This window comes from Pedobacter sp. B4-66 (genome assembly GCF_018492665.1).
Taxonomy (GTDB): Bacteria; Bacteroidota; Bacteroidia; order Sphingobacteriales; family Sphingobacteriaceae; genus Pedobacter.
This window is the reverse complement of sequence record NZ_JAFVME010000025.1, coordinates 1-7,823: the sequence shown is the minus strand read 5'-3', so window position 1 is coordinate 7,823 and position 7,823 is coordinate 1. Positions and strand designations below refer to the sequence as shown.

The following is a 7,823-nucleotide window of genomic DNA, read 5'->3' as shown; positions in this document are numbered from 1 at the left end:
TTGAAAAGGCTGCTTAATTTAAGTAGCCTTTTTTTATAAAAGGTTACTTAAATAATTTCCAATAGATCAGTAATGATTTTAGTCTATCTGTCTGAATCTGAAGTGGTTTCAAATGAAAGCTATCGTCTTATCTTTGCTAGAGATGAGAAAACAATACATTCAGGATACTTTCGGAAACATTGATATTTATTTATTAGACCAGATACTTAAAGGTACTTATGATGAATGTCATACGATTTTGGATGCAGGTTGCGGTACTGGGAATATTAAACAATATTCGTGAATACGGAGTTTCCCTTAATTATCAAAGGTTTTTATGGAATGGTCTTTTTAAATAGATGGTCAAGATTCTTCTTGGGACAGCCGGGATTGCATTTTGGATATAATTTCTAGTAACCTTGCGGAGGCTAGGTGTATATTTTTGTTCCTTCAATTTTATAAGTAATAATTAATTATTGCTATTTTCTTAAATACTGATAGCATTATTTTGCCATAATGCATTCTGCCCTGCATCATTATTACTACACACTGGGTATTTTAGATAATATCTAATAACAACATAAAAATAGCAGATTATGGCAAGAAACGATTTAAAAGGAAAAGTAGTTATAATTGCCGGCGGCGGTAAAAATCTCGGTGGGTTATTAAGCAGGAGTTTTGCCGAGAAAGGTGCAAAACTGGCTATTCATTATAACAGTGAAAGTGCAAAGGCAGAAAGCGAGAAAACTTTGGCAGCGGTACAGGCATTGGGTGCTGAAGCCTTCTTATTCCAGGCCGATCTGACACAGGTTGCTAATGTCAATCAGTTTTTTGAGGAAACGATAGCCAGGTTCGGCGGAATTGATATTGCCATCAATACAGTAGGTATGGTATTAAAAAAGCCTTTTTCAGAAACAACGGAGGCAGAATATGATACCATGTTTGCCGTAAACTCTAAATCGGCTTACTTCTTTTTACAAGAAGCAGGTAGGAAAATAAATGATGATGGTAAAATCTGTACGATTGTTACCTCATTACTGGCGGCTTATACCGGTTTGTACTCTACTTATGCTGGCGCCAAAGCCCCAGTAGAACATTTTACCAGGGCAGCCTCTAAAGAATTTGGAAGCAGAGGTATTTCTGTAACGGCTGTTGCCCCGGGGCCGATGGATACCCCATTCTTTTACGGACAGGAAAACGATGATGCAGTAGCTTATCATAAGTCCGCCGCTGCTTTAGGTGGATTAACAGATATTAAAGACATTGCGCCCTTAGTTGAATTTTTAGTCACTGATGGATGGTGGATTACGGGCCAGACTATTTTCGCCAATGGCGGATACACAACCAGGTAATTAACCACAACGCCCAATGATCCTAAAATCATTGGGCGTTATTTCTTAACTTTCAGGTAAAACAATAATTTTTTGCTATGACTTTTAAAATTATCAACGGAATACTGATGCTGGTAGCCGTTTACATGGGCATTAAGCAGGGCTATGCCATGTTTTCGGGCAAACCGGAAATGATAGACTTATTTAGTAAATGGGGCTTTAATAGAACTGGGCTTATGATTAACGGCGCTATCACCATCATTGCCGCTTTATTAATTCTATTTCCGGAAACATTTGTGTGGGGAAATTTCTTAATGGCAGCAGGAATTTTACTCATCATTTGTTTTCATTTGCTGGATAAAGACCTGAAAGGCATGGCAATTGAGCTTCCGTTTTTGTTACTTAATCTTGTTATTGTCTATTTACAACATCCTTTAAAGAGTGTTTAAATTTTATTGATGAGATGATTGTATCATAATATAATAAGTTGAATAATGCATTACCATGATGCTAATGGGATAGATACAAATATTTCGGTGCCTTTCGAATCTGAATGGATTTTAGTTTCACCATTTAGGGATTGAACCCGGCGACGGATGGATTGCAGGCCCATAGTTGATTTTTCATTAGCGGATTTTTTTTCATCTAACCCTATTCCGTCATCGTTGATAGTCAATATAAGGCTATCTTCTTCTTCATAAATTAATATACCTACATTTTTAGCCTTGGCATGTTTGATAATATTGGTGATCGCCTCCTGGATGATACGGAGTAATGCAATTCTTGTATCCATGTCGACACCTATTAATGAGCTATTGTCAATGTGAATATTTTTATCGTAGCGGCTATCTGGGAGAGAATTGTCAGTAAGTAGTTTGATCTGCTTTTCAAAAGACTGTTCTTGTTGTTTATCAGCAGCACTGAACCATTCATGGCTTTTATTTCGGGCTGCTACGTAGGCATTCTCTGTGTCTCTTTGTAGCCCACTTAATTTGTTTTTTAAGGTAATATCATTGGTGTCCATAAATAGTGCCTCCAATTGATGTTTGATTGCGGCAATGGACGAGGAAAGACCATCATGGAGGTCTTGGCCAAGTCGCTGTTGTTCTTCCCTTACTGCTTGATGTTTAGCTTCCTCCATGGCGATGATCTGCAAATTGGCCACGTTGTTGAGGGTTTCTATTTGGACTTTTGCTTTCCTACTCCGGCGGAGCATGATCAGATAAATGGTAAGTACAACAATTACTGCGGCAGCTGAAACAATCAGCAACCACAAGGCTCGTTGTGCATTTTTCTCACTTAATAACTTGTTATCATTTTGGATATCATTATATCTGACGTAGTCCCCGAAAAATTTTTTTGATTTTTCCCAATCTGCTGACATCGCTTTTTCCAATTCAAGATAGACTTTAATGATTTCGTCTTTGTCATCCAGTTGGTTAGCAGATTCTAAAGCATTATTTAAAATATAGATTTCTAAGTTCTTGTCTCCACTTTTCTTTGCCACTTCATAGGCCTGATAAAGATACTTAAGTGCCATTTTGGGCTTGTCTTCATAAAAACCAGTTATTAGGAAGAGTGCATTGATCTGCAAATTTGCGTTGCCAATACGCTGCGCATCTGATAATAAGTATTTTGCACGGGGTAATGCTGCCTGCGATAGACCATTTGAATCTAATAAACGTACCTGCCCCAGTTGATTAAAAATCAGCATGCGTTCATCTTTATAACGGCTTGCAATTTCTCTGGATTTGTTCAGATAAAAATTAACGGAGTCCTTTGGAAGACTCGAGTTTCGAATATAATAGATCGCATATACATCGGACATGATACTATCCTTTTTTAGCTTTTTCCCGGTTTGAATGGCTTTTTGCAATAGCGATTTAATCTTTGTCCTGTCGGAGATACCCTTGTTCTCAACTTCAACCATATCCAAATATACCCGGACAATTTTTTCTATATCATTGTACTGCTGATACTGCGGTAATATTTTGCCGAGCAACTCCAGCGATTGCGCGTATAACCCTCTCTTAAATAAAGCAAAAGCAATCACATGGTCTGCCTCTGTCTGCCCTTTCTGATAATGTATATTAATTGCCATACGCTTGGCCTTCATTCCATAATAAAAGCAGCTGTCTGCATTTCTGGTTCGGTAAAGTGTTCCTAGCCGGTTTAAGCTGTTGACCATGCTAACACTATCCTTAATAAAGGTCAGTCCCTGTAACTCCTGACCAATCTGCTGGATTTGGCCTTTGGCAAAGCTATTGCAAAGACAAAAAAATAAAATTAGAAGTAAGCTGTAGATAGGCTTCAGATATCGTACAGTTAAGAGAAAGGCTAGTGCTTTTATGGTAGGTCTTTGCAAATTTGTCATTTTATTTCGAGCATTGGTAGTTGATTGCCATTAGCTGTTCTGCTTTGGTTGATTACAGGGAATAGGTGTGGTTAAGGATTGTAATTGTTTGAAAAAGGCGAAATCTGTTTTTCAAATATCTTTTTCAGATTATGGTTAGATTAGGTCCTGTTCGAATGCATACGATAATAAATCAGTAATGGAATTGACATTTATCTTGGACATCATGTTGCGTCGATGTGTAACAATGATGTGTTTGCTAAGATGCACTTTTTCCACCTAAAATACTCACCATGGATCTGGATTTATTCGAAGAAGTAGGAAATTGAATATTATCTCTTTAAATACGCTACATCTTTATGTAGTTGGACTGAGATATACTTGGAACGCCTATTGAGTGGTGTTAATTTGTAATTAATACATATTTAATGTTTTGTTTTTTCTAATTGGATAGAATGGTTAAATCTTATATGGTAGTTAAGCCGCGTTTAAATAGAATTAGCATAGTACTGGATGAATTCAATTTCTCACAAAAAGACCTGGCAATATTTCTACAAGTCAGTAAAAATACTGTTAGCAGGTGGTGCAGAAATATTAATCAACCTGATTTGGAGAAAATTTACGAAATAGCAAAATTATTCAGAATTGACATTCTACGTTTGTTTGAACCCACATCCTGGGAAAACGAAAATGGTTTTCCTGCTTATAAATTGTACCTCGAAGAGAAAAATAGGGTGATGCAAGGCCAAAAAAAATCTGCTAAAAAAGTGAAAAAATTAAATCACGACTAAATTGAATTACCGTGTAACCAATATTCTTTTACTTGTAGTGGTCTTTTGTGATTTTGTCTGTTTTTGTACTTAAGCTGAAATATCAAATGTAATATTTGTTAATACATCATCATAGGCTCTTTGGTATTTTAAAATAACCAAAGCCACTTTAATTTCGCGTAAAACGCCTATATCTTTCTCCTTTTCCATAAATTCTAACAAAACTGGGATACATTCAACTTGTCGAAAAAATAAAATCTCTTTAATCAGAAATACTTTGAAACTGCTACATTTTTCAGGTTTTAACCAAGTTGATAAGATTGGAAGCTCATTATTTCCATTTTTTGCCATGAAAAAAGAATGGATAATTTTTTCGTCCAACGGATGAAAACCTTTATTGAACCCATTTTTTATAAACCCAAAAGGAGAGTAATTCATACAATCGTCGAGTTTGGCTTTTATTCGCCTCAAAGCAATTGAAACGATTAATAAAAGAATCACTATCAGCAAGAAATCGGCATGCGGATATGATAACATCAGGAAACTAAAATTCATAAATTAAAATCATTCGGTAGATAATTAGATAATATAATTAAATCTCTTTTGATGTAACAAGTGCTGATCTATCCACTATCCATCAAATGGATAGTGCTTGTTTTGTTTTAAGTCGTTATTGTTCAGCGTTTTAAAGGTGTTATTAAAATAATGGTATTGACGATAGGAATTAAGATCGTTTAAAACAATGAAATTAAAGCAGTTTTTCTATTGGCCTTGTTATAAAAACAACTCACTACATCTTTATGTAGCGACAAGTTATACTACTTAAAAAATAACCATTAAACAGGTATTAATACACACTGTATGTGTATTAATACCTGTTTAATGGTTATTGTCTATTGTAAATCAAGGTGTTGCGATTGAGTAGTTTTGTGATAAATCTAGTTAATGCGCACGATGATTAAATCTCTCAATACAACTACTACAAAGTTTAAAAAACTATGCTTTGTAACAGAGGAATCTAAGCACTTTCAGAAGTGCTTAGCTCTGTATTTACCTATAGACATAAATCTTGTTCATAGGTTTTCAATTTTACTATTCAGCCTAATCAGGAAAAATATTTGACTGCAGGTTTTATTTAGAATCTGATCCCTTTTGGCTAATACATTAAAAAAGATAAGATAAAGACAGAATACTGAGAGTTTAAGGAATTCTAAAATATCAAATCACTTTTTTAAGCCTATAGGACAACATATAAACAAAATAATAACAGGTATACTCTACTAAATCATCACATGAGACACTCTACTAAATTCTATTATGTTGGCTACTTACTAATCTGCTTGCTCTTTGCATCTCAATCCAGTTACGCTGACGGTTCGAAAGACCTTTATCCTAGCGGAAAAGCGGGAAGACGTGCTTATTTAAGAGCTTACACATTAGCTAATGCTAATTGGCCGTTTGCCAATGATGGAGCCCATTATGTTTATGCCAAAGTTGGGGAAGTTATTACACTTGCATCCAGTGCACAAAATACCGGAGGCAATGCCAGAATTCGCTTATTTAATCCTTCTGGTATTCAAGTGATAAATAACACTTCAAACGGTCAAATATCTAATAGGACAGCAGAACTGGCAGGTCCAAGGTTTGTAGGGGAACCTGCTGGGAATAATCGATACGTGCCAATATATCATACAGTTACAATAGAAGGGATCTATCGGGTAGAATTTGTGGCAAGAGGAACAGGTGACCCTAGTACCTCTTATAATGCTGATGCAAACTGGACAGAGGCTAACGATGCAGGTATTCGTGCCTGGGATGTATCTATAATTAATGCAACAAATGATGCTTTCATTTCCGGAAGGGTTTATACGAACGTACTGAACCTTACCAATGGAACTACTTCCCCAAATAATACTGGCTTTGAAGGTATCCTGCATGTTTTAACAAAGGACGGATACACTTACCGGGTAAACAATAACGGAAACAATGGAATGTATTTCACCTTTTTGGTGAATAACAACGGGTTTTTAAATCAAACAACCCAGGAACCTATTTACAAAAGCTTAAATACTACTTCAGGTTTAAGTGGGCAAATTCATGATCCTAATACTGCTGATAATTCAAAGCAGATCACCCATAAAATGTTTTATACGTTACCAGCAAATGATTTACCTACAACTGCGAGTGGAGCAGTGCCAGGTAGCAACACATGGCTTAAGAATACGGTAGTTGTACCTGAGGTTACCGATGTAAAGTTAGTGGGTGTTGATGGAACGATAGGACAAGTGAGTAATAAAGGTGGATATATAAGATTCACGGCAGGAACACAAGGTAATGTTACAATTTTAATAGAAAGTACCCAGAGCCCTGCAGCATTTGTTCCTCGTACAATTACTGGGTTTGCCTCGTCGGGTGTTAATAATGTTTTGTGGTATGGTAAAGATGGGACAGGTGCTGCATTACCTGCAGGAAATGTTCCGGCAAAAGTAACAGTATCCTTGCAAGGAGCCGAAGTCCATTTCCCATTTTTTGATATGGAGTATAATAGGTTGGGAACCATAATTGAACTTTTGGATCATAATAACCTTAATAATGTGGTTTCTGATCTTGTGTATTGGAATGATACAGGTATTTCTGCTCCGACCAGCGGAGATATACCTAATCCAATTAATAACAGTCAGTTAGCGCCGAGTAATAGTACGGGTATTTCTAGTAACAGCAATGGGCATAAATGGGGTGTAAATGGTAGCGGAACCGGAGGTCTGTTTGGTGATAATAAGTCAATTGACACATGGACTTTTATTAAGGGAGCCAATGCAGAAATAACATCTACCGTAGTTGTAAAAATTGCAGATCTTAAGGTATCGGAAATCACGCCAAATAAAACAGCAGTTGTTTCAGGTGATAACATAACTTATACCATAAAAGTTAAAAATGATGGGCCAAGTGATGTAGAAGCTGCTCCTTTTACTTTTGTAATACCAACAGGTTTCAATCCGCAATCTTTTACATTTTCGGGAAATGGTTGTGGCACAGAAGCACTGGGACTCAGCTATGACGCTGCGACCAGGACATATTCATCCCAGCTAGATCTCCCTAATGGTTGTGAGATTACCTATGACGTTACTGTATTGGTTACCAATACTACTGTTGCAGGCAATCAACAGGTAACAGCTACGATATTACGGCCTAATGACGTGACAGACCCTGATGCGACAAGTAATATAACACCCACTGTACCACCAACTGATCCATATGTAGAATGTGCCAACAATGGTTTAGGTGTAGCCTGTAATAATATTTTAAATAATACCAATGTCGTATTTACTAGTACTCCTCCATCACCTGAGATGCGTCTGACCAAAACAGGTACTTATGCAGACAGCAATG

Annotated in this window: 7 protein-coding genes and 1 pseudogene; 5 read left to right on the top strand and 3 right to left on the bottom strand. The window is 36.6% G+C overall.

Going from position 1 to position 7,823, the window contains the following annotated elements:
* Positions 1-142: 142 nt before the first annotated feature.
* The 3 genes from J1905_RS23390 (at position 143) to J1905_RS23380 (ending at position 1,759) form a co-directional block, all read left to right on the top strand.
* Positions 143-283, top strand: a complete 141-nt coding sequence (locus tag J1905_RS23390) for a hypothetical protein (RefSeq protein ID WP_214229613.1) — start codon at positions 143-145, stop codon at positions 281-283.
* 292 nt (positions 284-575) lie between these two features.
* Positions 576-1,331, top strand: coding sequence for an SDR family oxidoreductase (locus tag J1905_RS23385; RefSeq protein WP_214229612.1), 756 nt, complete (start codon positions 576-578; stop codon positions 1,329-1,331).
* A gap of 77 nt (positions 1,332-1,408) precedes the next feature.
* Complete coding sequence (locus J1905_RS23380) at positions 1,409-1,759, top strand: DoxX family protein (protein ID WP_214229611.1); 351 nt, start codon at positions 1,409-1,411, stop codon at positions 1,757-1,759.
* Between the two features lie 50 nt (positions 1,760-1,809).
* On the opposite strand, the gene J1905_RS23375 is transcribed toward J1905_RS23380, so the two are convergent.
* The gene (locus tag J1905_RS23375) at positions 1,810-3,675 is read right to left on the bottom strand and encodes a sensor histidine kinase (RefSeq protein ID WP_214229610.1); all 1,866 of its coding nucleotides are present in this window, start codon (positions 3,673-3,675) and stop codon (positions 1,810-1,812) included.
* 144 nt (positions 3,676-3,819) lie between these two features.
* On the bottom strand, positions 3,820-3,933 hold the full coding sequence (locus J1905_RS23870) for a LuxR C-terminal-related transcriptional regulator (protein WP_350027998.1): 114 nt from the start codon (positions 3,931-3,933) through the stop codon (positions 3,820-3,822).
* A 185-nt stretch (positions 3,934-4,118) separates the two neighbouring features.
* Between J1905_RS23870 and J1905_RS23365 the strand changes: the two genes are divergently transcribed.
* Complete coding sequence (locus tag J1905_RS23365; protein ID WP_214229608.1) at positions 4,119-4,454, top strand: helix-turn-helix transcriptional regulator; 336 nt, start codon at positions 4,119-4,121, stop codon at positions 4,452-4,454.
* Positions 4,455-4,523: 69 nt separating this feature from the next.
* Here the strand turns inward: J1905_RS23365 and J1905_RS23360 are convergent, their stop codons facing one another.
* Positions 4,524-4,871 (bottom strand): hypothetical protein, encoded by a 348-nt coding sequence (locus tag J1905_RS23360; protein ID WP_214229607.1) that lies wholly within the window; start codon positions 4,869-4,871, stop codon positions 4,524-4,526.
* Between the two features lie 854 nt (positions 4,872-5,725).
* Between J1905_RS23360 and J1905_RS23355 the strand changes: the two are divergent.
* Positions 5,726-7,823: pseudogene (locus J1905_RS23355) on the top strand (hypothetical protein); the annotation flags it as partial.